The 23,355-nt window shown below is 65.2% G+C and carries 29 protein-coding genes and 1 tRNA gene; 18 read left to right on the forward strand and 12 right to left on the reverse strand.

The features are described from left to right. Nucleotides 1-4 precede the first annotated feature (4 nt). Nucleotides 5-1,030 carry a DNA polymerase III subunit delta gene (holA, locus tag ACFPFW_RS16555; protein ID WP_114956341.1) on the forward strand — a complete coding sequence of 342 codons (1,026 nt, stop codon included), beginning with the start codon at nt 5-7 and terminating at the stop codon, nt 1,028-1,030. On the opposite strand, the gene ACFPFW_RS16560 is transcribed toward holA, so the two are convergent. The 3 genes from ACFPFW_RS16560 to trxA are packed head-to-tail and all read right to left on the reverse strand — an operon-like array spanning nt 1,027 to nt 2,815. Beyond that, nucleotides 1,027-1,221, reverse strand: coding sequence for a Trm112 family protein (locus ACFPFW_RS16560; protein WP_114956340.1), 195 nt, complete (start codon nt 1,219-1,221; stop codon nt 1,027-1,029). The two genes, holA and ACFPFW_RS16560, sit on opposite strands and share 4 nt — an antisense overlap. A 7-nt stretch (nt 1,222-1,228) precedes the next feature. Continuing rightward, the gene (locus ACFPFW_RS16565) at nt 1,229-1,900 is read right to left on the reverse strand and encodes an LON peptidase substrate-binding domain-containing protein (RefSeq protein ID WP_114956339.1); all 672 of its coding nucleotides are present in this window, start codon (nt 1,898-1,900) and stop codon (nt 1,229-1,231) included. 12 nt (nt 1,901-1,912) lie between these two features. Further along, nucleotides 1,913-2,815, reverse strand: a complete 903-nt coding sequence (trxA, locus tag ACFPFW_RS16570; RefSeq protein WP_114956338.1) for a thioredoxin — start codon at nt 2,813-2,815, stop codon at nt 1,913-1,915. A 184-nt stretch (nt 2,816-2,999) separates the two neighbouring features. On the opposite strand from trxA, the gene ACFPFW_RS16575 reads away from it, so the two are divergent. Continuing rightward, nucleotides 3,000-3,509 (forward strand): GNAT family N-acetyltransferase, encoded by a 510-nt coding sequence (locus ACFPFW_RS16575; RefSeq protein WP_114956337.1) that lies wholly within the window; start codon nt 3,000-3,002, stop codon nt 3,507-3,509. 112 nt (nt 3,510-3,621) lie between these two features. After that, entirely contained in the window at nt 3,622-4,170 is a 549-nt protein-coding gene (gene ppa, locus ACFPFW_RS16580; protein ID WP_114956336.1) for an inorganic diphosphatase, read from the forward strand. A gap of 41 nt (nt 4,171-4,211) precedes the next feature. Here the strand turns inward: ppa and folD are convergent, their stop codons facing one another. The 3 genes from folD to ACFPFW_RS16595 are packed head-to-tail and all read right to left on the reverse strand — an operon-like array spanning nt 4,212 to nt 5,735. Continuing rightward, nucleotides 4,212-5,096: a bifunctional methylenetetrahydrofolate dehydrogenase/methenyltetrahydrofolate cyclohydrolase FolD gene (folD, locus tag ACFPFW_RS16585; RefSeq protein WP_114956335.1), complete on the reverse strand. Its 885-nt coding sequence runs from the start codon at nt 5,094-5,096 to the stop codon at nt 4,212-4,214. A 19-nt stretch (nt 5,097-5,115) separates the two neighbouring features. Next, nucleotides 5,116-5,436, reverse strand: coding sequence for a DUF167 family protein (locus ACFPFW_RS16590; RefSeq protein ID WP_114956334.1), 321 nt, complete (start codon nt 5,434-5,436; stop codon nt 5,116-5,118). After that, nucleotides 5,433-5,735, reverse strand: coding sequence for a YggT family protein (locus ACFPFW_RS16595; protein WP_114956449.1), 303 nt, complete (start codon nt 5,733-5,735; stop codon nt 5,433-5,435). Before ACFPFW_RS16595 ends, ACFPFW_RS16590 begins: the two co-directional genes overlap by 4 nt. 116 nt (nt 5,736-5,851) lie before the next feature. On the opposite strand from ACFPFW_RS16595, the gene ACFPFW_RS16600 reads away from it, so the two are divergent. The 14 genes from ACFPFW_RS16600 to ACFPFW_RS16665 all read left to right on the forward strand — a co-directional run bounded on the left by ACFPFW_RS16600 (nt 5,852) and on the right by ACFPFW_RS16665 (nt 17,160). Beyond that, a tRNA-Ala gene (locus ACFPFW_RS16600) sits at nt 5,852-5,927 on the forward strand. Nucleotides 5,928-6,498: 571 nt separating this feature from the next. Next, nucleotides 6,499-7,218 (forward strand): response regulator, encoded by a 720-nt coding sequence (locus tag ACFPFW_RS16605; RefSeq protein WP_114956333.1) that lies wholly within the window; start codon nt 6,499-6,501, stop codon nt 7,216-7,218. Continuing rightward, on the forward strand, nt 7,215-8,723 hold the full coding sequence (locus ACFPFW_RS16610) for an ATP-binding protein (protein ID WP_114956332.1): 1,509 nt from the start codon (nt 7,215-7,217) through the stop codon (nt 8,721-8,723). Before ACFPFW_RS16605 ends, ACFPFW_RS16610 begins: the two co-directional genes overlap by 4 nt. Before the next feature lie 131 nt (nt 8,724-8,854). Next, entirely contained in the window at nt 8,855-9,247 is a 393-nt protein-coding gene (locus tag ACFPFW_RS16615; RefSeq protein ID WP_114956331.1) for a c-type cytochrome, read from the forward strand. Nucleotides 9,248-9,272: 25 nt separating this feature from the next. After that, nucleotides 9,273-9,740, forward strand: coding sequence for a (2Fe-2S)-binding protein (locus tag ACFPFW_RS16620; protein WP_114956330.1), 468 nt, complete (start codon nt 9,273-9,275; stop codon nt 9,738-9,740). Between the two features lie 11 nt (nt 9,741-9,751). Continuing rightward, a complete protein-coding gene (locus ACFPFW_RS16625) occupies nt 9,752-11,923 on the forward strand; it encodes a xanthine dehydrogenase family protein molybdopterin-binding subunit (RefSeq protein ID WP_114956329.1) in 2,172 nt (723 codons plus the stop codon). 32 nt (nt 11,924-11,955) lie between these two features. Beyond that, the gene (locus ACFPFW_RS16630) at nt 11,956-12,258 is read left to right on the forward strand and encodes a c-type cytochrome (protein WP_114956328.1); all 303 of its coding nucleotides are present in this window, start codon (nt 11,956-11,958) and stop codon (nt 12,256-12,258) included. Beyond that, on the forward strand, nt 12,239-13,513 hold the full coding sequence (locus ACFPFW_RS16635; protein ID WP_114956327.1) for an FCSD flavin-binding domain-containing protein: 1,275 nt from the start codon (nt 12,239-12,241) through the stop codon (nt 13,511-13,513). The genes ACFPFW_RS16630 and ACFPFW_RS16635 overlap by 20 nt, the downstream gene beginning before the upstream one ends. After that, nucleotides 13,510-13,947, forward strand: a complete 438-nt coding sequence (gene soxX, locus ACFPFW_RS16640; protein ID WP_379771629.1) for a sulfur oxidation c-type cytochrome SoxX — start codon at nt 13,510-13,512, stop codon at nt 13,945-13,947. Before ACFPFW_RS16635 ends, soxX begins: the two co-directional genes overlap by 4 nt. Beyond that, a complete protein-coding gene (locus tag ACFPFW_RS16645; protein WP_379771631.1) occupies nt 13,947-14,420 on the forward strand; it encodes a SoxY-related AACIE arm protein in 474 nt (157 codons plus the stop codon). The genes soxX and ACFPFW_RS16645 overlap by 1 nt, the downstream gene beginning before the upstream one ends. Beyond that, on the forward strand, nt 14,417-14,740 hold the full coding sequence (gene soxZ / locus ACFPFW_RS16650) for a thiosulfate oxidation carrier complex protein SoxZ (protein ID WP_114956326.1): 324 nt from the start codon (nt 14,417-14,419) through the stop codon (nt 14,738-14,740). The genes ACFPFW_RS16645 and soxZ overlap by 4 nt, the downstream gene beginning before the upstream one ends. After that, nucleotides 14,740-15,516: a sulfur oxidation c-type cytochrome SoxA gene (gene soxA, locus ACFPFW_RS16655; RefSeq protein ID WP_114956325.1), complete on the forward strand. Its 777-nt coding sequence runs from the start codon at nt 14,740-14,742 to the stop codon at nt 15,514-15,516. Before soxZ ends, soxA begins: the two co-directional genes overlap by 1 nt. Next, complete coding sequence (locus ACFPFW_RS16660; protein ID WP_379771633.1) at nt 15,513-16,553, forward strand: XdhC family protein; 1,041 nt, start codon at nt 15,513-15,515, stop codon at nt 16,551-16,553. The genes soxA and ACFPFW_RS16660 overlap by 4 nt, the downstream gene beginning before the upstream one ends. Nucleotides 16,554-16,557: 4 nt before the next feature. After that, nucleotides 16,558-17,160 (forward strand): nucleotidyltransferase family protein, encoded by a 603-nt coding sequence (locus ACFPFW_RS16665; protein ID WP_114956324.1) that lies wholly within the window; start codon nt 16,558-16,560, stop codon nt 17,158-17,160. A 255-nt stretch (nt 17,161-17,415) separates the two neighbouring features. On the opposite strand, the gene ACFPFW_RS16670 is transcribed toward ACFPFW_RS16665, so the two are convergent. Beyond that, nucleotides 17,416-18,198, reverse strand: a complete 783-nt coding sequence (locus ACFPFW_RS16670) for an ImuA family protein (protein ID WP_114956323.1) — start codon at nt 18,196-18,198, stop codon at nt 17,416-17,418. Between the two features lie 53 nt (nt 18,199-18,251). Further along, nucleotides 18,252-19,904 carry an EAL domain-containing protein gene (locus tag ACFPFW_RS16675; RefSeq protein WP_114956322.1) on the reverse strand — a complete coding sequence of 551 codons (1,653 nt, stop codon included), beginning with the start codon at nt 19,902-19,904 and terminating at the stop codon, nt 18,252-18,254. 172 nt (nt 19,905-20,076) lie between these two features. On the opposite strand from ACFPFW_RS16675, the gene ACFPFW_RS16680 reads away from it, so the two are divergent. Then, nucleotides 20,077-20,343 (forward strand): hypothetical protein, encoded by a 267-nt coding sequence (locus ACFPFW_RS16680; protein WP_114956321.1) that lies wholly within the window; start codon nt 20,077-20,079, stop codon nt 20,341-20,343. 69 nt (nt 20,344-20,412) lie between these two features. Here ACFPFW_RS16680 and rpmF read toward each other — a convergent pair whose 3' ends face one another. The 4 genes from rpmF to ACFPFW_RS16700 all read right to left on the reverse strand — a co-directional run bounded on the left by rpmF (nt 20,413) and on the right by ACFPFW_RS16700 (nt 23,327). Continuing rightward, nucleotides 20,413-20,598, reverse strand: coding sequence for a 50S ribosomal protein L32 (rpmF, locus tag ACFPFW_RS16685; protein WP_114956320.1), 186 nt, complete (start codon nt 20,596-20,598; stop codon nt 20,413-20,415). 102 nt (nt 20,599-20,700) lie between these two features. Further along, nucleotides 20,701-21,459 (reverse strand): monofunctional biosynthetic peptidoglycan transglycosylase, encoded by a 759-nt coding sequence (gene mtgA, locus ACFPFW_RS16690; protein WP_114956319.1) that lies wholly within the window; start codon nt 21,457-21,459, stop codon nt 20,701-20,703. Nucleotides 21,460-21,526: 67 nt separating this feature from the next. Then, entirely contained in the window at nt 21,527-22,774 is a 1,248-nt protein-coding gene (gene ispG, locus ACFPFW_RS16695) for a flavodoxin-dependent (E)-4-hydroxy-3-methylbut-2-enyl-diphosphate synthase (protein WP_114956318.1), read from the reverse strand. 67 nt (nt 22,775-22,841) lie between these two features. Further along, on the reverse strand, nt 22,842-23,327 hold the full coding sequence (locus ACFPFW_RS16700; protein WP_114956317.1) for a transcriptional repressor: 486 nt from the start codon (nt 23,325-23,327) through the stop codon (nt 22,842-22,844). Nucleotides 23,328-23,355 lie beyond the last annotated feature (28 nt).

Consider the following 23,355-nt stretch of genomic DNA (forward strand, 5'->3'; position numbering starts at 1 on the left):
CGACATGGTTGCGGTCAAGGCGGCCGGGGTCGACGCCTTTCTCGCGCGACCGGACCCCAAGACGTTCTGCATTCTTGTGTATGGGCCCGACCTTGGCCTTGTGAACGAGCGAGCCGGCGCTCTGGCCCGTGCGGCGGTGGATGATCCCGACGACGCGTTCGCGCTCGTGAAGATGGAAGGCGATGACATCGCCTCCGATCCTGAAAGACTGCTCGACGAGGCGCACACGATCCCGATGTTCGGCGGACGCCGCGCGATCTGGGTGCGCGTCGGGGGCCGGCCGATCAATGCTGCGGTGGAGAGGCTTCTGGCCGGGCCCGTTCCCGAAGCCCGGATCGTCATCGAGGCGGGCGATCTCAGGAAAGGAGCTCCGCTGAGAGCTCTTTGCGAGAAAAGTGACAAGGCTGCGGCCCTGCCCTGCTTTGCCGACAATGAAGGCGCGATCGCGAGACTGATCGATCAGGAGATCTCCAAAGCAGGCCTTTCGATCGATCCCGACGCGAAGAAGGCGCTCGTTGGCGTGCTCGGTGCCGACCGGCTGGCAACACGCCAGGAGATCGAGAAGCTTGTCCTCTACGCTCACGGCGGAGGGCGGATCACGCTCGGAGACGTCGACATGGCGGTGGCCGATGCCTCGGTTCTGGCCATGGACGACGCGGTGGATGCGGCCTTCTCTGGAAATGCTCGGGGCGTGGAGCGCGGACTGGCGGTGCTGGATGCGTCCGGCATTCCGCCATCGGCGGTCGTTGCGGCGACGCTCCGGCATGCGTTGCAGCTTCACCGCTTGAGAGCGCAGGTCGAAGGTGGGATGGGCGCCGCGCAGGTTTTGGACCGAAGCTGGGCCAATCTCCACTTCCGCCGTCGTGCGGCCGTGGAGGGCGCGCTGTCGCGGTGGACGCTCTCCCGATTGAGCTCGGCCGTCCAGCGGCTCGGTGATGCGGTTCTGGAGGGCCGAAGGTCGACCCTGATCGGCGAGACCCTGGCGTCCCGTCTTCTCGCCAGTATCGCCGAGGAAGCACGCAGGCGTTAGCCCTCGATTGAACGGGCCTCTTCCGGCAGCATGATCGGGATGCCGTCGCGGATCGGATAGGCGAGCTTGGCCGGCCGGGAGATGAGTTCCTGCTTCTCCGCGTCGTATTCCAGCGAGGCCTTGGTCAGCGGGCAGACCAGGATTTCGAGCAGCTTCGGATCAATCTGGGCGGGCGGATTTACAGTCGGCATCGCGCTCTCACTGCAATGAGGATTCGGTGTCGCTTCGGGTCTTGGCGAGCTCCATCTCGGTGACCGCAACGAGGATTTCGGCGCGGTTGCGGAGATCGGGCGCTTCAAGAAGAGCCTGTTTCTCGCGGGCGCCGTAAGGGCTCATCATCGACAGCGCGTTCACGAGGGCCTCGTTCGAGGCGCCACGAATGCCGGACCAATCCGCTTCAAGCTGGTTGGCCTCAAGGTAGGCCCTCAGCGTTTTCATCAGGGCATCGCGATCGACCGCGTCCTCCCCTGAGCCGGGGATGAGATCCTGCGTGAACTCATTGAACGATGGCTGGCACTGCCGATACGGCGTCTTGACCGGCAATTCCCGTGAAATGCGGAAGCGGCAGACGCCGGTGAGCGTCACGAGATAACGGCCGTCGCCGGTCTCCTGATAGCCGGTGATGCGGCCGGCGCAGCCGACATCGACGAGCGTCGGATGGGCTGCATCCTCATCGGCGTCGAATTCCGGCTGGATCATGCCGATCAGCCTGCTGCCAGCGAGTGCATCGTCGAACATCGCCAGGTAGCGCGGCTCGAAGATGTTGAGCGGCATCTCACCGCGCGGCAGCAACAGGACGGCCGGCAGCGGAAACAGCGGCAGCGCGTCCGGCAGATCGGACGGCGAGCGATAGACCATGTTGATGGGCATGGTCTTGAGCCTCTATGAGAACAGGACTGACGACAGTTTGCGGCGGCCGGCTATCGTCGCCGAATCCATCGGCCCCCAGGCCTCGAACAGCTGGACGAGCTGCTTGCGCGCGCCGTCCTCGTTCCATTCGCGGTCCTTGCGGACGATCGAGAGAAGGTGGTCGACGGCCTCTTCCTTGCGGCCGTCCGCGGCGAGCGCGACCGCGAGGTCGTGCCGGCTCTGGTGATCGGCCGGGTCGCGGGCGACGGCTGCCTCAAGCGCCGCGAGTTCGCCCTGATCGGGCGCGCTCTCCGCGAGTTCGATCTGGGCGCGAACGGCGGCGAACGCCGGGTCAGCGGCCTTGTCCGCCGGAACGGAGGCGAGGAGATTCCTCGCATTCTCGACGTCCCCGGCCGCGAGCTGGACCTTGATCATGCCGGCCATGGCGCGCAGTTCGTCGGGCTTGTGGGCCAGCAGCCCGCCGAAGAGCTCGGCCGCGCCGGGCAGGTCGCCGGCCGCGAGCAGCTTCTCGGCCTCGTCGAGCAGGGCCGCGGCATCGGCCGCTTCCATCGGCTTGGTGAGGCGGTCGATGAATTCGCGGATCTTGGAATCGGGCTGCGCGCCGACGAAGCCGTCCACGGGCTGGCCGTCGATGAAGGCGATGACCGCTGGGATGCTCTTGATCCCGAGCTGGCCCGCGATCGACGGATGCTCATCCGTGTTCATCTTGACCAGCTTCACCTTGCCGCCGGCCTCGGTGACGACGCGCTCGATGACCGGGCCGAGCTGCTTGCAGGGGCCGCACCACGGCGCCCAGAAGTCCACCAGGACCGGCTGATTGCGCGATTCCTGGATCACGTCGACCATGAAATCCTTGGTGGAGGTGTCCTTTACCAGACCGTTCGCCGAAGGCGGGGTGAGGTCGCTGGCAAGCATGAAAAGTCTCCGACGGGCCGTTCGCTGACGGTGCGCTACCGCTCAGTAAATGGGGCGATGGCCGTGTTCCGCAATGTGTGACAATCGCGGGTAGCCGGGATCAATACGCGCCTGTGTGGCATGCGGCAAGGCGAGGCTTGTCAAGGTCTTGGCAAGCGCGTCGAAGCGGGCTTACGCTTTGGCCATGAGCACGCTCGCGATCGATGTCCGCCCTGCCCGCACCGGAGACGGTGGTGCGATCGCGGAGGTTCATGACGAGGCATGGCTTTACGCCTATCGGGGGATCATTCCCGGCAGCCAGCTTGAGCGCATGGTCAGCCGCCGTGGCGCGAAATGGTGGGAATCGGCGATCGGGAAGGGCAGTCGCATCCTCGTCCTGGTCGCCGGTGGAGAGGAGATCGTCGGTTACGCCAGCTATGGGCGGAACCGGTCGAGCGCCCTGCCGGTTGCCGGCGAAATCTATGAGCTCTATGTGCGTCCGGCGTTCCACGGTCTCGGTTTCGGGAAGCAGCTTTTTGTCGCTTGCCGGCGCGAGATCGCCGCGAACGGTGTCGTTGGTATGGCAGTCTGGGCACTGTCGGACAATGACATCGCATGCGACTTCTATCGCGCGATGGGCGGCACAACGGTTGCGCGCGGCACCGAGAATTTCGGCGGCGTGACGCTGGAGAAGATCGCCTTTACCTGGGTCTGACGGAACCGAAGCCCGTCTGTTGAGGCTTTCCGCCGCAGCGAGGCTTCGTGGCGCGCGCCTTGCAGCCAGGCGCCTCTCGGTCTAGTGCGAGTGTGTAACATAAGGAAAAGCCATGCGTCTTGACGCCATCCCGATCGGTTTCAACCCGCCAGACGACGTCAATGTCGTGATCGAAATTCCGATTGGCGGCGAGCCGATCAAATATGAGCTCGACAAGGCGTCGGGTGCGCTGTTCGTTGATCGCTTCCTCTACACATCCATGCGTTACCCGGGGAACTACGGCTTCGTTCCTCACACGCTCAGCGATGATGGCGATCCGATCGACGTTCTCGTCGCCAACACCCGCGCGATTGTGCCGGGCGGCGTGATGAACTGCCGTCCTGTCGGTGTCCTGAAGATGGAAGACGAAAGCGGCGGCGACGAGAAGATCATAGCGGTGCCGTCCTCGCAGCTGACCCGTCGCTACGAGAAGATCCACACCGTCTCCGACATGCCGGAGATCACGCTCGAGCAGATCGCCCATTTCTTCCAGCACTACAAGGATCTGGAATCGACGAAGTGGTCGCGCTTGGTGGGCTGGGGTCAGGCAGACGAGGCCAAGCAGCTGATTTCGGAAGCGATTACCCGCGCGAGCAAGGTCGGCAAGGCCGTCGCGGTTTGATTTTCGAACTCGGGGCGCCTGGGCGCCCCGAGCGTTATTCTTTAGAATTTCGGCGGCTCGTGGCCGGCGGCAAGAGCCGCCGCTTTCAGCGTATTCGCCAGGAGGCATGCGATCGTCATGGGTCCGACGCCGCCAGGTACCGGCGTGATCGCACCGGCGACTTCCGCTGCTTCCGCATAATCGACATCGCCGACGAGCCTGGTCTTGCCTTCGGCGCCCGGCACCCGATTGATGCCAACATCGATCACGGTCGCGCCCGGCTTGATCCAGTCGCCCTTCACCATCTCCGGACGGCCGACTGCCACCACCAGGAGGTCGGCGGCGCGGCAGACCTGCTTCAGATCGCGCGTTTTTGAATGTGCGATGGTGACGGTCGCACTTTCCTGGATGAGGAGAGCCGCCACTGGCTTGCCGACGATGTTCGAGCGACCGAGCACGACGGCGTTCATGCCGGTGAGATCCGGATGGATCGTCTTGGCGAGGAGCACGCAACCTTGCGGGGTGCAGGGGACCAGCGAGTCCAGTCCCGCATTCAGCCGACCGACATTGATCGGGTGAAAGCCGTCGACGTCTTTGGCGGGATCGATCGCCTGGATCACGCGCTCTGCATCGATCTGCTTCGGCAGCGGCAGCTGAACGAGGATGCCGTGCACCGAGGGGTCGGCATTGAGCTTGGCGATCAACGCAAGGAGATCGGCCTCCGACGTATCCGCCGGAAGTTTGTGCTCGGTGCTGTTCAGGCCGGCCTCGGCGGTTTGCTTGACCTTGGACCGGACGTAGACCTGGCTTGCCGGATCGTCTCCGACGATGACGACGGTCAGGCCGGGGGTCACCCCATGATCCTTGATCAGCTTGGCGGCTTCGATGGCGATCCGGGCGCGAAGGGTTTCGGCGATGGCCTTTCCGTCGATCACTTTGGCGCTCATGCGCGAACTCCTCAAATGTCTAGAGCGCGGCGAGCGCCTGAGTGAATTTCGCGGCGAGAGCCGCGCCGTCGCCGGCAAGGTCGATGGTTTTGAGACGGGCGGTATGTCCCGACACGAGCACGGCTCTCGATCTCGGAATGCCGGCGATTTCCGCGAGCAGGGCCAGGATCGCGGCATTGGCCTCGCCATTTTCGGGCGCGGCGCGGACTCGCGCTTTCACGGCAATCGTTCCGTCCGCCAAAGCGTCGATGCCGTCGAAGGCATCACGTCCGCCCTTCGGCGTCAGCCTGACCGCGACTCGCAGCCCGGTCGGCGTGACCGACCACGCTTCGCCCGTCATAGAGTCGGAGAGACCGCCAGGCTGGCGTAGAGCTCGATGATCAGTCGGCTGAGGAAGCCGAGCAGAAGCAGGAGCACGACCGGCGAAAGGTCGATGCCGCCGAGATTGGGCAGGATACGACGGATCGGCGCCAGGGCCGGCTCGGTGAGCCTGACCAGCGTGTCCCAGATCGTGCCGACGATCTGGTTACGGGGATTGACGACGTTGAACGCGATCAACCAGCTCAGAACGGCTGATGCGATGACGATCCAGAAGTAGATGTTGATGATCGTAAGCAGTAGCCAGACGATCGCGCTCATGGAGAAGATCCCGCCCCGGAAGGAGGCCGAGTTGTACCGGCCGTTCATCCGCGCTTCAAGCCCGTGTCCTTCGCCTTGACACTCTTCGACGCCGCACCGTAAATGACGCCCTTCGTGGGGCCGTAGCTCAGTTGGGAGAGCGCGTCGTTCGCAATGACGAGGTCAGCGGTTCGATCCCGCTCGGCTCCACCAATCTTCCCAAAATCAAATCTGTCTTGTGATCTGCGCGGTTCAGGCGGTCTGAATATAGGCGAGGCCGAACGCGACCAGAAAGCTCGCGAGTACGGTCGCAACATAGACGTACTGAATTTTCGTCATGGCCGATCTCCTTGTGAGAAGCCGACGCAAGGCGTCGCTGGGCGAAGCAACAGAGCTTCTGATTTCACGCTTTCCGAACTGATGCCGAGGCTAATGCAGGGATGTCGCAGAAATTCGCCGGCGAGCAGGCGGTTTGATATCCTTTGTTGACCACCGCCCAATGAGCGATATTTCGTTACAAGTTCGCCCGCGGCGCGATCCATTTGCCGGGACTCGAAGAAAACGCCGCCGGCTGGGCCGGCGGCGTCGACGGGGGACAGCCCGGGCGGCGGGAACCGTGACCGCCCGAACGCCGCTAATCTAGGCGGCCAATGTCGCAGAGACTTCCCGCCGGAAGCCCACTTTGTCGTTGGTTGTCGCGCTGCACGAACGGGGGACGTTTTGATACAATTTTCCCCTGTACACTCGGAGAGACGGGGGTAGAGAACCTTTCAGGAGCTCTCTCATGGATGCGGTGCCACACATCGCCATTGTCGACGACCATCGCGACATCCGCGACCTAGTCGGCAAATACCTCAGCAAGCATGGCTATCGGACCAGCCTCGCCGACAGCGCGGCCGCGTGCCGTAAGCTGATCGAGCGCAACGGCATCGATCTCGTCGTGCTCGACGTCATGATGCCCGGAGAGGACGGGCTCTCCCTGTGCCGGTATATCCGTGAATCGACCAGCCTTCCGGTCATCATGCTGACCGCGATGGCGGAGGAGACTGACCGCATCGTCGGGCTCGAGCTCGGAGCGGACGACTATCTTTCCAAGCCGTTCAATCCCCGGGAACTTCTCGCTCGCATCAAGGCCGTGCTTCGCCGCGTGCAGAGCCTGCCGCCGCAGCGCGGCCAGATCAAAGCCAAGGAGGTTGCGTTCGACCGCTGGTCGCTCAATGTCGGCCGGCGCGAACTGACCGACCAGGACGGCATGATCGTGCCGCTGAGCACGGCCGAATTCCGACTTCTCAGCGTATTCCTCGATCACGGCGGCCTAGTCCTCAGCCGCGACCAGCTTCTCGATCTGACGGTGGGCCGCACCGCCGATCCGTTCGATCGCAGTATCGACAATCAGGTCAGCCGACTTCGCAAGAAGATCGAGGCCGATCCGAAGACTCCAGCGCTGATCAAGACGCATTGGGGTGGCGGCTACAGCTTCTCCGCGGAGATTTCGTCCGCATGATCAGCCTCTGGAACAAGAGCCTCGCCGCCCGCTTCATCGCGGTGATGCTGTTCGCGCTCGCTTTGTCGCAGGGCATCAGCCTGCTGCTGTTCAGCACCGAGCGCGACGAGGCTCTGTTCAGATCGGCGAAGGCCGAATTTCTTAGCCGCTGCGCCTCTGTGGCCAAGGTCCTGGAATCGACGCCATCCGATGTGCACGCGGATGTCCTTCTCGCCAGCGGCACGACCTATTCGCGATTTTGGATCTCGCATGACTTTCCCGAGGATGCGGCGTCCTGGCGCCGGGACGCCAAGGCTCGTCTCGCCGAACCCCTGCCAACTGTGCAGAAGATCGCCAATGGCGTGAGCGAGCCCGTACCACCTCATGCGCCGGAAACGGCCGGTCCCACCAGCGTTGCGACCGAACAGCTTCCTGCATGGGGCGACCTGCCAGCTCATGCGTGGCCGCTCTCCCGTTCGGCGAAGTTTCTCTATCTGAACCAGCCCCAAGGCATGGGCATGGGTCTCACCGTCCAGCTCGCTGACGGAACTTGGCTGAACACCGCCTTTTCCAAGAAGATCATCAACGGGATGTGGACGTCGCGGTCCCTGATCTCGCTGACCGTAACCGCGATCATCCTTTCCATCTGCGCCGCTTTGATCGCGCGCGGCATGACCGGCCCGATGCGCCGCCTCGCGGTTGCCGCCGAAGCGCTTGGGCGCGGCGAAAGCGTGCCACCTTTGCCCGAGCGCGGGCCGGACGACATCCGCCAGACGACGGAAGCGTTCAACCTGATGCAAGCGCGTCTGCAGCGCTTCGTCGAGGACCGCACGCGCATGCTCGCCGCCATAGGTCATGATCTGCGCACGCCGCTGACATCGCTGCGCCTGCGCGCCGAGTTCGTCTCCGACGACGAGACGCGCGAGAAGATGCTGAGCACGCTCGACGAGCTTCGGCAGATGACGGAGGCGACGCTCGCCTTCTCCCGCGACGAGGCGGTCGAGGAAGAAACGCGAAACGTCGATCTGACGGCGCTCGTCGGCAGCCTCTGCGACGACATCGCCGAAATCGGCCACGACGTGACGTTCACCGAGGCGCCGAAGATCGGCTATCGCTGCCGCGCGGACTCGCTGAAGCGCGCCGTGCGCAATCTGATCGAGAACGCTGTCCGCTATGGCGAGCGTGCGCGCGTCAGTCTCCGGGCGAACGCGGCCGCGATCAACATCATGATCGAGGATGACGGCCCGGGAATTCCGGTCGATACGGTCGAGCGCGTCTTCGCCCCGTTCTTCCGGTTGGAGGATTCCCGCAACCGCGAGACTGGTGGTATCGGGCTCGGCCTGTCGATCGCACGCGATATCGTCCGGCACCATGGCGGCGATATCGTTCTCGCCAATACCGGCACCGGACTCCGCGCGACCATCACGCTGCCGCAGACGCAGCCCGTCGATAAAGCCCGCAAGGCTTCAAAGGCGGAACCCGTTCCTAACCAGCCGCTTGCCTGGGGTAATTCGCCGGCCGAATGATCCGACCGTTATTTGTATCAAAGTTTGGCCGAAGCTTCTTTCCGCGACATTCGCTGACACTTCGCGATCCAGGTGGCAAAGTTTAGAGGCCTTCCAAGTGCACACTCCGCGCCGGTTATCGGAGTGTCCAAATGAGCCTCAGGCTTTTCGCTTCAGCTCTAGTCGTCTCAAGTTTCAGTATCGGCTCGGCGCAGGCGCAGGACGCCTCGGCTGACGGCCAGCGTCTTTTCCAGCAGCGCTGCGGGACATGCCACAGCGTCCAGCCCGGCCAGACCCGGGTCGGCCCAAACCTGTCGGGCGTGTTCGGCCGGAAAGCTGGCACCGTTGAAGGCGCCCGCTACTCCGATGCTCTGAAGAATGCAGGCATCGTGTGGAGCGACGAGACGCTGAACGCCTATCTCGATGATCCCCGCAAGCTCGTTCCCAACACCACGATGACGATCAGCCTGCGCGACCAGACGCAGCGCGGCGCGATCGTCGCCTATCTGCGCGGTCTTTCCTCGCAAACACCAGCAGCCCAGTGACAGCCGAACTCAGGAGGAGATCAACATGGCTCGACTGACGATTAATGGCGAGGCACGCGACTTCGATGTCGATCCCGAAACGCCGCTACTCTGGGTGATCCGCGAGCAGGCCGGGTTGACCGGCACCAAGTTCGGCTGCGGCATCGCTCAGTGCGGCGCTTGCACGGTTCACATCGACGGAATCGCGACGCGCTCTTGCGCGATGCCCATCAACGCAATCGCTCCGGAGCAGAAGATCGTCACCATCGAGGGCCTGTCGCCGGACGGCTCCCATCCGGTGCAGAAGGCCTGGCTCGCGCTCGACGTGCCGCAGTGCGGCTATTGTCAGCCCGGCATGATCATGGCGGCGGCCGGTCTGCTTCAGCAGAATCCGAATCCGAACGACGAGGATATCAGCGCCGAGATCACCAATATCTGCCGCTGCGGGACGTACAATCGTGTCCGCGCCGCGATCAAAGAGGCCGCCAAGGGCGGCTCCACCCAAGCCGGTTGAGGGAGGCGGACATGACGATCGCAACCAAGGTTTCGCGCCGCAATTTCATTGTCGGCTCCGCCGCCGCAGTCGGCGGCTTCTCGCTCGGCTTCCACATCCCGTTCACGCCTGAGGCCCTGGCCCAGGGCGCGACCATTCCGGAAGTGAATGCCTGGGTGGTCATCAAGCCGGATGAGACGGTGGTCATCCGCATCGCCCGCTCGGAAATGGGGCAGGGCACGTTGACCGGTCTCGCCCAGCTCGTCGCCGAGGAACTGGAATGCGACTGGTCGAAGGTCACGACGGAATATCCGTCGCCCGGCCAGAATCTCGCCCGCAACCGTGTCTGGGGCAATTATTCGACAGGCGGCAGCCGCGGTATCCGGGAGTCGCACGACTACGTGCGCCAGGGCGGAGCCGCCGCGCGTGAAATGCTGGTCGCCGCCGCCGCTGCCGAGTGGAAGGTTCCGCGCTCGGAGTGCTCGGTCTCAAAGGGTGTGATCACTCACAATCCGAGCAAGCGCACCACGACCTACGGCAAGGTCGCCGAAGCTGCCGCGAAGCAGACGCCTCCCGGTAATATCGCGCTGAAGGATCCGAAGAACTGGACGATCGCGGGCAAGCCGCTGCCCCGCCTCGATACGGCCGACAAGTTGACGGGTAAGCAGGTCTATGGCGCCGACCTGAAATTCCCCGGGATGCTGAACGCTGCCGTTCGGGCCTGCCCGCATTTCGGCGGCAAGGTCGCGAGTTTCGATGCGGCTGCCGTCTCCGGCATGCCCGGCGTGAAGAAAATCGTGAAGATCGACGACACCACGGTCGCGGTCATTGCCGATACCTGGTGGCGGGCGAAGACCGCGCTCGATGCCCTCCCGGTGACCTGGGACGAGGGTCCGAACAAGGATGTCTCGACCGCTTCTATCGCCGAAATGCTCAAGGCCGGTCTCGATGCCAACGACGCCTTCGTGTCGACCAAGGTGGGCGACGTGCAGGCGCAATTCTCCGGTGGCGGCAAGGTGGTCACCGCGACCTACGCCTTTCCGTACCAGAACCACGCCACGATGGAGCCGATGAACGCCACGGCGCTCTATACGCCCGATCGCTGCGAAGTCTGGGTGCCGACGCAGAACGGTGAATCGAGCCTCGCAGTTGCGGCCGAAGCCGCCGGCCTGCCGGTGCAGAAGTGCGACGTCCACAAAGTGCATCTTGGCGGCGGCTTCGGTCGGCGCGGCAATTTCCAGGACTATGTCCGGCAGGCCGTGCTCCTCGCCAAGGAGGTTCCCGGCACGCATGTGAAGCTGCTCTGGACGCGTGAGGAAGACATGCTCCACGGCGCCTACCATCCGACGACGCAGTGCAAGATGACCGGCGCGCTCGACGCGCAGGGCAATCTGACGGCGCTGCATATGCGGATTTCCGGCCAGTCGATCCTTGCGACGGTGCGGCCGGAAGGCATGCAGGGCGGCATGGATCCGGTCGTCTTCCAGGGCCTCACCGCGAGCAGTCCGGAAGGCCATCTCGGCTACACGATCCCGAACCTCGTGATCGACCATGCGATGCGCAATCCGCCGATCCCGCCGGGCTTCTGGCGCGGCGTCAACCTCAACCAGAATGCGATCTACGTGGAATCCTTCATGGACGAACTGGCCCATGCGGCCGGCGTCGATCCGCTGGAATTCCGGCGCAAGCTGATGGCGAAGCACCCGAAGCACCTCGCGGTGCTGAACGCGGTCGCCGAGGGCGTCGGCTGGGACAAGGCCCCGCCGCAGGGCGTTCATCGCGGCCTCGCCCAGATCATGGGCTTCGGCAGCTATGTCGCCGCCGCCGCCGAAGTGTCGGTGACCGACGGGCGTCTCAAGATCCACCGCATCGTCGCGGCCACCGATCCGGGCCACATGGTCAATCCGGCGCAGATTGAACGGCAGGTCGAGGGCTCGTTCGTCTACGGCCTTTCCGCCAGCCTCTATGGCGAATGCACGGTCAAGAACGGCCGGATCGAGCAGGAGAATTTCGACACCTACGACGTGCTCCGCATGGCCGAGATGCCGGCGGTCGAGACGATCATCCTGCCGTCGGGCGGTTTCTGGGGCGGCGTTGGCGAGCCGACGATCGCGGTCGCGGCTCCGGCGGTTCTCAATGCGCTCTTCGCGGCGACGGGCAAGCGTATCCGCACCCTGCCGCTGAAGAACCACGATCTGGCCTGAGCGGGATCGTGGCGAGTCCAGGCGGCAGATCGATGCGCCGCGAGCTTCTCCTGCTCGCGGTGCTCGGCGTCGTTGCAGCGATGCCTGTAGCCGCCGAAGCGCCGGCCGGTGCAACAGCATGTGCAGGATGCCATGCGCCGGCCGGTCGTGACCTGCCCGTTCCGACCCTTTCGGGCCGGACGCCGGAATCGATCGTCGCCGACATGCAGGCGTTCCGGTCCGGCAGCCGTCCTGCGACGGTGATGGACCGCATCGCCAAGGGTTTCTCGGACGGGGAGACGCGCGCCATCGCCAACTGGCTCGCGAGTAAAGACCATGCGTCAGCCAAGCCGTAGGACGGTCCTTCAGGGCGTCGCCGCCTCCGGCGCGGTCGCCGCGCTCGGCGCTCCGCCAGCCATCGGACAGGCGCAGAGCCGCGTGGTCGTCATCGGCGGCGGTTTCGCCGGCGCGAGCTGCGCCCGCGCGCTGAAACAGGAGGATCACAATCTCGCGGTGACCCTGGTCGAGCCGCAGACGCTCTATACGGCCTGTCCGTTCAGCAATGAGGTGATCGCCGGCCTGCGCGAGATCGAGGCGCAGCAGTTCACCTATGACGGCGTGCGCCGCGACGGCATCGAGGTCGTGCATCAGGCCGCAACCGGCGTCGACCATGCTGCCCGCAGGGTTCGTCTCGCCGACGGAGCCGAGATCGAGTATGCGCGCCTCGTCGTGGCGCCGGGCGTCGATCTCCGGTTCGACGCCATCCCCGGCTATTCCGAAACCGCTGTCGAGGCGATGCCGCATGCCTGGAAGGCCGGTGGCCAGACCGTGCTCCTGCGCCGCCAGCTCGCGGAGATGGCGGACGGCGGCACAGTGGTCATCTCATCGCCGCCGAACCCGTTCCGCTGTCCGCCGGGACCCTACGAGCGCGCCAGCCTGATCGCGCACTACCTCAAGCTCTCGAAGCCGAAGTCGAAGCTGATCATCCTCGACGCCAAGGACCAGTTCTCGAAGCAGCGCCTGTTCCAGGCTGCATGGCAGGAGCTCTATCCCGGTTTAATCGAATGGGTGTCGCTGTCCATGGGCGGGCGCGTCACCGAGGTCGACCCGTCGACGAAGACGCTCATCACGGAGTTCGGCAACCACGAGGCCGATGTCGCGAACGTCATCCCGCCGCAGCGTGCCGGAGCCATCGCCGCGATGGCCGGCGTCGCCGACCAGACCGGCTGGTGCCCGATCGATCCGGTGACGTTCGAATCGAAGCTCCAGCCGGGAATTCATGTCATTGGCGATGCCGCCATTGGTGGCGCGATGCCCAAATCGGCCTTCACCGCCAACGCCCAGGCGAAGGTCTGCGCCGCGGCCGTGATCTCGCTCCTGCGTGACCGGAAGCCGGCCGAGCCGAAGCTGATCAACACCTGCTATAGTCTCGTCGCGCCGGACTACGGTATTTCCATTGCAGGCGTGTATCGGCCGAAGGACGGTCTGCTGGCGGAGGTCGAAGGGGCGGGCGGCACGAGCCCGCTCAGCGCTCCCGCATCCGTGCGGGCCGCCGAGGCGGTCTACGCGGACAGCTGGTTCCGCACGATCACGGGCGAGGTTTTCGCGTGAAGACCCTTGTCCTCGCCGCTATGCTGGGCGTCACGCCTGCCGCGGCGCAGAATGGTCCGGTGCCGTATGCCGTCAGCGGCGACACGATCCCGGTCTCGCTCACCGGCCGGCCTGGCGATCCGGCCAACGGCTTGCGGCTGATCATGGATCGCCACCGCTCGCTTTGCGTTCTCTGCCATATGGGTCCGTTCCCCGAACCGCATCTACAGGGAAATCTCGCGCCAGATCTGACCGGCGTGGGGTCGCGACTTTCGGAGGCACAGATCCGCCTTCGTGTCGTCGATGCGAAGGCGCTCAACCCGGCCAGCCTGATGCCGTCCTATCTCAAGACCACCGACAATCCGGGCACGGCGCCGGCATGGCGCGGCAAAACCATCCTCGACCCCGCTGAAATCGAGGATATCGTCGCCTATCTCGTGACGTTGAAGGATTAATGATGTCCGGTCCGACCAGCATCCGTCTCGCAAGGCGCGACCTCATCTTCGGTGCGGGTGCCGGGCTCGTCGTGCTCACGTTGCCCCGAGCGGTCCTTGCCCGCCCGACGCTGGATGACGCGATCCGGGGTTTCACCGGCGGCAAGGCTCTGAACGACGGCCGGGTGAAGCTCGACATTCCGCCGTTGCTCGAAAACGGCAACGCGGTGGGCGTCACGATCGATGTCGAGAGCCCGATGACGGCCGAGGATCATGTCCGTCGCATCGCGCTGTTCAACGAGAAGAATCCGCAGGCCGACATCGCCATCTTCCACCTTGGTCCGCGCTCCGGCCGGGCCCGCGTCTCGTCGCGCATCCGCCTCGCCACGTCGCAGACGGTCGTCGCGATCGCCGAGCTGACGGACGGCAGTTTCTGGTCGAGCCGGGCAAGCGTCATCGTCACGCTCGCCGCCTGCATTGAGGACTTGTCATGACCGCCCGCGCGCTCATCAATGCGCCGAAGACGGCGCGCAAGGGCGACATCATCGAGATCAGGGCGATGATCGCGCACAAGATGGAGACCGGCTACCGGCAAGGCCCGAACGGCCAGATGATCCCGCGCGACATCATCAACCGCTTCGTCTGCACCTATGGCGGCGCGGAGATTTTCTCCGCAGATCTGTTCCCTGCCGTATCGGCCAATCCGTTCATCGCCTTCTCGACGGTCGCGACCGAGAGCGGCACGATCACCTTCGCCTGGACTGGTGACGACGGCCAGACGCAGACGGCGACGGCCGAAATCGCGGTGAACTGATGGTGTGGCGAAAGCCTGGCCTCGCGGTTTTCGCGATCATTTTTGGTGGCGGTGCGATGGCGGAGATCGCGGGAGAAGAAAAGAAGTCAGGAAGCGGATTCATGTCGAGGGAGACACAGGCGATGCAGGCGGACGATACGAGCAATCCGGGGATGTTCTCGGTGCTCGACGGCGAACGTCTGTGGCGGGAGCCGGTCGGTCCCGCGATGAAAAGTTGCGCCTCCTGCCACGGCGATGCCGAGGTCAGCATGCGAGGCGCCGCCGCCCGTCATCCGGCGTTTGACGAGACGTCCGGCAAGGCGATCGATCTCGCGGGCCGCATCAAGCTTTGCCGCCGGGACAAGCAAACGGCCGAACCGTTTCCGCGCGGAAGCGAGGAACTTCTCGCGCTCACCACCTATGTCGGCACTCAATCGCGCGGAATGCCCGTCGCGCCGCCCGTCGACGAGCGGCTGACGCCGTCGCGGGAAAATGGCAAACGCCTGTTCGAGGCGAGGATCGGCCAGCTCGATCTCTCCTGCGCGTCCTGTCATGACGACAATTGGGACAAGCGCCTCGGCGGCAGCCCGATCACGCAGGCCCATCCGACGGGCTATCCGATCTATCGCCTGGAATGGCAGTCGGTCGGCTCGCTCCAGCGCCGCATGCGTAATTGCATGGTCGGCGTCAGGGCCGAGCCTTACGAATTCGGTTCGCAGGAATTCATCGATCTCGAAGCTTATCTTAATACGCGCGCGTCCGGCCTTGCGGTCGAGACGCCGGGAGTAAGGCCATGATGGAAGAAACCGGTCCCGTCATCGGAAGTCCGCAGGATGACTGGCCCCTGTTCGGTCTGGTCGACGACATCCGCCCGGCGCTCCGGGCCGAGCTGGATCGCAATCGCGCGGTGGCGCTCGTCACTTTGTTCGCGGCCCAGGGCGGCGCTCCTCGTGGCGTCGGCGCCCAGATGCTCGTCACCTCGGACGGCGCGTCCGGCTATCTGTCCGGCGGCTGCGTCGAGGCCGATATCGTGCTTCACGGCCGCGCCGTCATCGCCGACGGCCAGCCGCGCTGGCTGGTCTACGGCCAGGGCGGCCCGATCGATATCCGCCTGCCATGCGGCGGACGGATCGAGGTCCTGATCGAGCGCGTATTGCCCGACGACCCGGCGGCGGCCCGGCTCATCACTCTCACCGAAGCCCGGCAGCCCGCGCTGTGGCTGACCAATGGGCGCGAGCGCATGTGCCTGACCGAGCAGGGCCAGCGGCCGGCGACGGGAGACGACGATGTCGTCGTCCGCCGGTTCGACCCGCGCCAGCGCGTCGTCGTTCTCGGCGCCGATCCGATGTCGCTGGCTCTGTGCGCGCTGGCGACCCAGGCTGGCGCGGAAGTCATGCTCGTTCGGCCGAACGGTCCGCTCTCGCCGCCGCCGGTGGCGGGCATAGCCTATCATCGCTCGTCGCCTTCCGAGGCGCTGGCCACGATCGGCCTCGATCCCTGGACCGCCGTCGTCATTGCGCTCCACGACGAAATCCACGATCACGCATCGCTGATGGCGGCGCTTCCCTCCGCCGCCGGTTATGTCGGACTGCTCGGAAGCTCGCGCCGCCTGCCGGGGAAACTGGAGCGTCTGCGCATGGCGGGATTGTCGGACGACAATATCGCCCGCCTGAAAGCCCCGATCGGCCTGTCGCTCGGCGGTCGTGCCCCGTGGGAGATCGCGACGGCGATCTATGCGGAGATCATCGCCACAGCGCATGCCGCGCAGCACCAGCGGACTGTCCGTTCCGAGCCTGCCAATCGGATCGACACGGTGCCGGCGGTGTCGGCCTGAGCCTATGACCACTGCGAGGGACGTCCACGCCCTCGTCCTCGCGGGTGGGGCTGCGACACGCTTCGGTGGACGCAAGTTGCTCGCGCCTTGGCAGCAAGGCGTGCTCCTCGACGGAGCCATCGATGCGGCGCTGGCCTCTCCCGCGCTAACGATCGTTCTCGTCACGGGAGCGAATCGTAAAGAGGTGGAGCGCGCCGCCAAGCGTCATGGAGGCCGTATCTCAGCCATCCACGCCGCGGACCATGGGCACGGCCTGTCCGCCAGCCTGAGGGCCGGCATCAAGGCTTTGCCGGCATCGGCCGACGCGGTTTTCGTGTTCCTGGGAGATATGCCGCGAGTGCCTCACTCGATGGCCGCCGATCTGCTGTCGACCATCGGGTCGCGCCCGGCCGCCGTCCCGGCTTTCCAAGGGCAATGGGGGCACCCTGTGCTTCTTCGCCGTTCCCTGTTCGACGAGGTCGCATCGCTAAGCGGCGACATTGGAGCCCGGGCCATCCTGAAAGCTTTGGGCACGAACCTAGCGGTCGTCGATACCGACGATCCGGGCGTGCTCCTCGACGTCGATGAGCCGAACGATCTTGAGGCGATGCGCCACCTGGACCCCTGATCCCGCTTCGGATTCCGGCGTCAGACGAGCCGCGGTCGTCATCGGCCTACTGGGGCGGATGCTCAAGACGGAGCTGCTGCGCTCGAACCAGCTTTCGGGCGGCAATCTCCTCTACATCATTCATAGGCCGGCGGCATTGGCGATCATCGCGATGATGGTGTTCTCGCTGGCGATGACGTTCATCGGAAAGCGTCGTCAGGCACGGATCGAGGCTGAGGAGAACGCCCCGTTTGCAGGACATGAACGGGCAGGCGGTCAGTCACCCCTGACCATCGATAACGGAGCGCGGACGGGCGTTGCCCGCGCCGCCTGGGTAGCGGCGAAGCGCCGCGCGATATTCGATCCGGCATGCCCGTCGGACACGAGCGTCGGGATCGCGACGCGGCCCTGCTCGTCGCAGGCCTCGATGACGACGTTCGTCGTTGCGCCATTGGTCGCGTGGACGAGTTCGACGTTCCAGCGCGAGCGCGTCGAAGTCACCTGCAGCGAGCCTATCCGCCATTGGGTTGCGAGAAGCGCGGTTGCTTTCCCTGGGGGCCCGCGACGGATGATGATGCCGAGGGCGCCTGTGCTTTCCGCCGACCGCTGCAACCGTCGCAACGCCGTCGTGGTCAGCGCCGCCGTTTCAATAACGACCGAACCGAACGCGCCGGACGAAAGGGCGGCTTCCGCGCGGCTGACCAATTCCTTGTGGCTGCCGGCCTCGACATAGCTCAGGCGCGACGTGGCGAGCCCCGCCTGCCCCGTGGCCGGCGCGAAGAGGTCCGGCTTGCCGACGCACCACAAAACTGCGCCTCCGGCCCTCGCCACGATTCCCTCGGCGAACAACGTGGCAGCGGCGCCATCAACGACGTTGTCGCCATTGTCTGCAATCTCGTGCAGCGCGCCGCGAGCCAGTCCGCCGTCTGCCAGATGTGAATCGAGAGCCGAAACGCCGAAAGCCAGCGGAAGTCGTGGACGCGTCTCGGCGGTGAGAGAGCGAGGCTCCTCATCGGGTTGTGAGACTTCGCGCAATGCGGCGTTTGATCTGCGGATCATGTTCTATATTTGTTCTCATAATCCGCCTCTTCGTCAAGCAGCAGTGATCGTTCTCAACCTGTGGCGAGCAGCGGACCCGGGGATCCGTAGAAGTCGCCCTGCAGGTAGCTGGCGCCGAGCTCCGTGAGGACCTTGGCGATCTCCTCAGTCTCGACGCTCTCGGCGACCGTTTCGAAACCGATTTCGCGCGCCAGTTCGACGATCGCGCGGACGAAGGCGCGGTCTTCCGTCGAATTGGCTAGGCCCCTGACGAACGCGCCGTCGATCTTGACCAGATCGACGCCCAGGCCACGCAGGGTACGGAACGAGGTCTGACCGGCGCCGAAATCGTCTATCGCGACCTGGACGCCGGCCTCGCGTAGCGTCTTGACGAACTCGGTCGTCTCTTCGAAATCGCCGAGCGCCGCGGTCTCCGTGATCTCGACGTGAAGCCGGCCCGCAATTGCCGGCTTCACCTTGAGCAGGTGAAGAACGCGATCGCGCCATTCCGGATCGACGGCGGTGTCCGCGGAGACATTTACCGCGATGACGGCGTGGGGGTTGGCCTCGAGCGCGGCGACGACGAGGTCGAGAACGCGACGGTCGAGAAGATGGACGAGGCCGAGCTTCTCCGCCGCCTCGATATGAGCGCTGAGAGAGGCCTGGTCTCCGGCTACTTCGAGGCGGGCAAGGGCTTCATGCCAGATGACGGCGCCGTCCCTGGCGCGAACCACCGGTTGAAAAACCAGAGACACCTTGTTTGTGTTCAGCGCGGCCATCAACTCGTCCGCGAGTTGGACGTAGCGACGGCGGCGGTCGTCTCGAGCCTGACTGGGCGCGAAAGGCATGAATGCGCCGCGCCTCTTGCGACGGGCCTCGGCGAGCGTTTCCGAGACCCGGGCGACCATTTCGACCTGGCTCTGGGCGTGGCGAGGACCGACGATGCCGGCTCCGGTGACGCGGACGCCGACCGGACCGGCGGAGGTTTCGATGGGCTCCTCGTGGACCGCATCCATGAAGCGGCGGGCGGCGACGCCGAGTTCCGTCAGCCCGCAATTGGCAAGCGCGAGGCCGAAGATCGTGGTCGAGAAGCGGCCGAGCGCGTCGCCGGTGCGCATCCTGGACCGGAGGCGCTTGGCGACGCCCGCGATGATCTCGTCCGGAGTCGTGTCTCCGTACGCCTCGTTCAGCGCGCCGATGTTCTCGACGGCGAGAAGGAGGAAGGAACAGGAGGTCCGATAGCGCTTGCCGTCGGCCAGCATGCTTTCCAGCACGTCGAGCAGTTTCAGCCGGTTCAGCGTACCCGTGAGCGGGTCGAACCGGGTCTGGATCGCGAGGCGCTGCTCCGCCTCGTGCCGTCCCGTTACGACACGGATCATGCCGCGGGCGCGCGCAGGCAAGCCGTCGGCGCCAGCATACCAATGGCCGACATCCTCGATCCAGACATGCCGTGGACCGTCCCGGCCGTCGATGCGGACCGGATATTCCAGTTCATACGCAACGCCCTCGCCCTCGTCGCGAGCGGTCGAACCGAAGATCGCGGTGTGACGGGACGTCATGGCATCGGGGTCGGTGGAGGCGGCCCAGGCCTGGCCGCTCGAGAGATCGCGTCCCGAGAGGGCGGGCGGAGGTTTCGGGAACCAGGTCAGGGTGTCGGAAGATACGGTCCATTCGTAGACCGCGGCCTCGATCTCGCTGAGAAGTTCCGGGGCGGCGAGTTCGGCCAAGCGACGGGTTCCCAACCAGATTCCGGGCCGAGCTTGCCCCGCGCACCGAGCGTAGCGCAAGACCGTTAACGAAAACTTACCAAACCGGACCTTTCCCGCCTATTCTGGCATTGAACTTGCGTGAATCGGGTTGTCGGGAGCAGGAGCGTCCCGAAATGGGACGTCGGTGCCAGTGTCGAACGATGCGTATCAGGACAATTCGTGGAGCGGCGGCGGCACGGCGCTTGTCGTGCTCGATGCCGCGCCGTCCGAACATGCTGGGACGGCGACGTTGACCAGCGCTCCGCTGATCGCGCAGCTCATCGCCACGCGGCTCGACATGCCGCAGACGCGGGCTCGCCGCCGCATCGCGGGTTCAGAGGGTTTTTCCGCCTACGGCGCGGCGTCGGACATCATCCGCGCCGGCCACCGCGAGCCGGGCCTGAGCTGGGTCGCCTGAAGCTCGGTCACGGGCAACAAAAAAGCCGGCCACGAGGGCCGGCTTTTTGATTCAAACCGTTGGCCTGGGTCAGGCTTCGGCCTTCGGCGTCAGAACCTGGCGACCGCGATACATGCCGGTCTTGAGGTCGAGGTGGTGCGGACGGCGCAGCTCGCCCGAGTCCTTGTCCTCGATATAGGTCGGAGCCTTGATCGCGTCTGCGGAGCGGCGCATGCCGCGCTTGGACGGCGAGGTCTTTCGTTTCGGAACGGCCATTTGCGGATACCTCAAAAAGCTGCGACGCGACCGTTTCCAGTCGCGTCGGCGAAAAGATTGGCGGTGCTGATAGCACCGGTTGCCGAGAAACGCCAGAGGCTATCAGCGCGAGAGGCAGGAGGTATCAGCCCCGCGTGAGGAAATGCCCGCGGCGCGGCGCATCTGCAGGCGCGTCGGCTTCGCTGAATTGCGCACGATCGGGTTCGGCAGCGCGGCTGCGAGGATGGCGGACTCGCCCGCGTTGAGGTTCGCGGCGGGCTTCCGGAACGCCTTGCGGGCGATCGCCTCGGCGCCGAAGACGCCGTTCGGGCCCCATTCGACGATGTTGAGATAGACCTCCATCGTCCGGCGCTTCGACCAGACGAGGTCGATCCATGTCGCGAGCACGATCTCGAACGGCTTGCGGAGGTAGCCGCCTCCCGGCCAGAGAAACAGGTTCTTCGCCACCTGCATCGTGATCGTCGAGGCGCCGCGCGACGGGCCGTCTTCTCCCGCTTCCTCGATGACGAGCCAAAGCGCGTCCCAGTCGACGCCCCAATGGCTGCAGAACCGGGCGTCCTCGGACGAGATGACGGCGCGCGCGAGGGACGGGTTGATGCGCTCGAACGACACCCAGTCGCGCTCGACGGGCTGCAGGGTCAGCCAGCGGCCAAGCATCAGCGTCGAGACCGGCGGGACGACGGTGTAGACGACCGTCAGGACAAAGGGCAGGGCGATGATCGCCGCGATGATGCGGACGATCTGGCGACGCCGGCGCTTTCGCATGTCTGGCGCGGGCTCCGGCTCGGCGGGCGGCAAGGGGCTATAGGGCGAGGGCTCCGTCCGCGCCTCTTCCCGCTCCAGTCCGAAATCGAGTGACATCAACAACGCCCCGCACACATGCGGGACACCATAACCAGCGATGCCCGTCGGGCGAAGTCGGAAGTGCTTACTCGGCGGCCTGGTTCGGGGCGACGCCGAAGCGGCGCTGGACGTAGTCCTCGACCATCTGCGTGAAATCGGCCGCGAGCGTCGGGCCGCGCAGGGTGGTGACCTTCTGGCCGTCGACGAAGACGGGAGCCGTCGGGCTTTCGCCGGTGCCGGGCAGCGAGATGCCGATATCGGCATGCTTGGACTCGCCCGGTCCGTTGACGATGCAGCCCATCACCGCGACGTTCAGCGTCTCGGCGCCGGGATAGCTTTTCTTCCACTCCGGCATGCGGGTGTGGATGTAGCCCTGGATCTCCTGGGCGAGCTCCTGGAACGTCGTCGACGTGGTGCGGCCGCAGCCCGGGCAGGCCGCGACGAGCGGCACGAACGTCCGGAAGCCCATCGTCTGCAGAATTTCCTGGCCGACCTTCACCTCGCGGGTGCGGTCTCCGCCCGGCTCCGGGGTCAGCGAGATGCGGATCGTGTCGCCGATGCCTTGCTGCAGGATGACGCCGAGAGCGGCCGCCGAGGCGACGATGCCCTTGGAGCCCATGCCGGCCTCGGTCAGGCCGACGTGGAGCGCGTAGGGTGTGCGGGCGGCGAGGTCTTCATAGACCGCGATCACGTCCTGGACGTTCGAGATCTTGGTCGAGATGATGATCTTGTCGGCGCCCATGCCGAGTTCCTCGGCGCGGGCGGCGGAGAACAGAACCGAGCGGATCAGCGCCTCGCGGGTGACCGCGCGGGCGTCCAGCGGGTTCGGGCTCAGATTGTTCTCGTCCATCATCGCGGTGAGCATCTCACCGTCGAGCGATCCCCAATTGCCGCCGATGCGCACAGGCTTGTCGTGCTTCAGCGCCATTTCGATGATCTGCGAGAACTGCTTGTCCTTCTTGTCCTTGAAACCGACATTGCCCGGATTGATCCGGTACTTCGACAGCGCCTCGGCGCAGCCTGGATGGTCGGCAAGCAGCTTGTGGCCGATGTAGTGGAAGTCTCCGACGAGCGGGACGTCCACGCCCATCCGGTCGAGCTTCTCGCGGATATGCGGGACGGCGGCAGCGGCCTCGTCACGGTCGACGGTAATGCGGACGATCTCGGAGCCAGCGCGGGCGAGATCTGCGACCTGCTTGACCGTGCCGGCGATGTCGGCGGTGTCGGTGTTGGTCATCGACTGGACGACGACCGGGGCACCGCCGCCGACCGTCACATTGCCGACCCGAACCGCCACCGAGCGGCGGCGACGATCTCTCAGACCCAAGTCCATCACGTCCTCATAGAAGTCTTGTCGGACGGTACACCGCCCAGAGTTTCGAAAAGCCTATAGCAGACAATCATGTTTGCGTCGCCCGACAGGCGGCACATTCGCCGGCGACCTCGACGAACTGGCCGCGCGGGACGAAGCCGGCATCCGCCGCGAGCGCCGCGATGTTGGCGCCGACATCGGCCCCGGAGGCCTCGACGGCCGCACCGCAACGCTCACATAGCAGGAAAACTACGACATCGGCGTGGCTATGCGCATGATCGCAGGCGACAAAGGCGTTCTTGCTCTCGATACGATGGGCGAGACCCTGACCGAGCAGGAAGTCGAGAGCACGGTAGACTGTGATGGGAGCCGGGCGGTCGCCCTCGGAGCCGATCTTCTCGATGAGATCATAGGCGCCGAGCGGCTGCTGGCTCGCGGCGAGCAATGACAGCACCTGCGCGCGCATAGGCGTCAGTTTAACGCCTCGCTCGGCGCAGAGATGCTCGGCCCGGGCGACAGCGCGCGCCGGGGCGGGCTCGTGCGAATGGGCGTGATGGGGCGCGTGCTCAGCCATGTGATAGGCGACATTTAACAATGCTGGC

It is taken from the genome of Flaviflagellibacter deserti (genome assembly GCF_042652085.1).
GTDB lineage: Bacteria > Pseudomonadota > Alphaproteobacteria > Rhizobiales > Methylopilaceae > Flaviflagellibacter > Flaviflagellibacter deserti.

What these genes read in the sequence shown, in the direction of transcription:
- holA (WP_114956341.1), top strand. Translation starts at nt 5, where the DNA reads ATGGTTGCGGTCAAGGCGGCCGGGGTCGACGCCTTTCTCGCGCGACCG.
- ACFPFW_RS16560 (WP_114956340.1), bottom strand. Translation starts at nt 1,221, where the DNA reads ATGCCGACTGTAAATCCGCCCGCCCAGATTGATCCGAAGCTGCTCGAA.
- ACFPFW_RS16565 (WP_114956339.1), bottom strand. Translation starts at nt 1,900, where the DNA reads ATGCCCATCAACATGGTCTATCGCTCGCCGTCCGATCTGCCGGACGCG.
- trxA (WP_114956338.1), bottom strand. Translation starts at nt 2,815, where the DNA reads ATGCTTGCCAGCGACCTCACCCCGCCTTCGGCGAACGGTCTGGTAAAG.
- ACFPFW_RS16575 (WP_114956337.1), top strand. Translation starts at nt 3,000, where the DNA reads ATGAGCACGCTCGCGATCGATGTCCGCCCTGCCCGCACCGGAGACGGT.
- ppa (WP_114956336.1), top strand. Translation starts at nt 3,622, where the DNA reads ATGCGTCTTGACGCCATCCCGATCGGTTTCAACCCGCCAGACGACGTC.
- folD (WP_114956335.1), bottom strand. Translation starts at nt 5,096, where the DNA reads ATGAGCGCCAAAGTGATCGACGGAAAGGCCATCGCCGAAACCCTTCGC.
- ACFPFW_RS16590 (WP_114956334.1), bottom strand. Translation starts at nt 5,436, where the DNA reads ATGACGGGCGAAGCGTGGTCGGTCACGCCGACCGGGCTGCGAGTCGCG.
- ACFPFW_RS16595 (WP_114956449.1), bottom strand. Translation starts at nt 5,735, where the DNA reads ATGAGCGCGATCGTCTGGCTACTGCTTACGATCATCAACATCTACTTC.
- ACFPFW_RS16605 (WP_114956333.1), top strand. Translation starts at nt 6,499, where the DNA reads ATGGATGCGGTGCCACACATCGCCATTGTCGACGACCATCGCGACATC.
- ACFPFW_RS16610 (WP_114956332.1), top strand. Translation starts at nt 7,215, where the DNA reads ATGATCAGCCTCTGGAACAAGAGCCTCGCCGCCCGCTTCATCGCGGTG.
- ACFPFW_RS16615 (WP_114956331.1), top strand. Translation starts at nt 8,855, where the DNA reads ATGAGCCTCAGGCTTTTCGCTTCAGCTCTAGTCGTCTCAAGTTTCAGT.
- ACFPFW_RS16620 (WP_114956330.1), top strand. Translation starts at nt 9,273, where the DNA reads ATGGCTCGACTGACGATTAATGGCGAGGCACGCGACTTCGATGTCGAT.
- ACFPFW_RS16625 (WP_114956329.1), top strand. Translation starts at nt 9,752, where the DNA reads ATGACGATCGCAACCAAGGTTTCGCGCCGCAATTTCATTGTCGGCTCC.
- ACFPFW_RS16630 (WP_114956328.1), top strand. Translation starts at nt 11,956, where the DNA reads ATGCGCCGCGAGCTTCTCCTGCTCGCGGTGCTCGGCGTCGTTGCAGCG.
- ACFPFW_RS16635 (WP_114956327.1), top strand. Translation starts at nt 12,239, where the DNA reads ATGCGTCAGCCAAGCCGTAGGACGGTCCTTCAGGGCGTCGCCGCCTCC.
- ACFPFW_RS16645 (WP_379771631.1), top strand. Translation starts at nt 13,947, where the DNA reads ATGATGTCCGGTCCGACCAGCATCCGTCTCGCAAGGCGCGACCTCATC.
- soxZ (WP_114956326.1), top strand. Translation starts at nt 14,417, where the DNA reads ATGACCGCCCGCGCGCTCATCAATGCGCCGAAGACGGCGCGCAAGGGC.
- soxA (WP_114956325.1), top strand. Translation starts at nt 14,740, where the DNA reads ATGGTGTGGCGAAAGCCTGGCCTCGCGGTTTTCGCGATCATTTTTGGT.
- ACFPFW_RS16660 (WP_379771633.1), top strand. Translation starts at nt 15,513, where the DNA reads ATGATGGAAGAAACCGGTCCCGTCATCGGAAGTCCGCAGGATGACTGG.
- ACFPFW_RS16665 (WP_114956324.1), top strand. Translation starts at nt 16,558, where the DNA reads ATGACCACTGCGAGGGACGTCCACGCCCTCGTCCTCGCGGGTGGGGCT.
- ACFPFW_RS16670 (WP_114956323.1), bottom strand. Translation starts at nt 18,198, where the DNA reads ATGATCCGCAGATCAAACGCCGCATTGCGCGAAGTCTCACAACCCGAT.
- rpmF (WP_114956320.1), bottom strand. Translation starts at nt 20,598, where the DNA reads ATGGCCGTTCCGAAACGAAAGACCTCGCCGTCCAAGCGCGGCATGCGC.
- mtgA (WP_114956319.1), bottom strand. Translation starts at nt 21,459, where the DNA reads ATGTCACTCGATTTCGGACTGGAGCGGGAAGAGGCGCGGACGGAGCCC.
- ispG (WP_114956318.1), bottom strand. Translation starts at nt 22,774, where the DNA reads ATGGACTTGGGTCTGAGAGATCGTCGCCGCCGCTCGGTGGCGGTTCGG.
- ACFPFW_RS16700 (WP_114956317.1), bottom strand. Translation starts at nt 23,327, where the DNA reads ATGGCTGAGCACGCGCCCCATCACGCCCATTCGCACGAGCCCGCCCCG.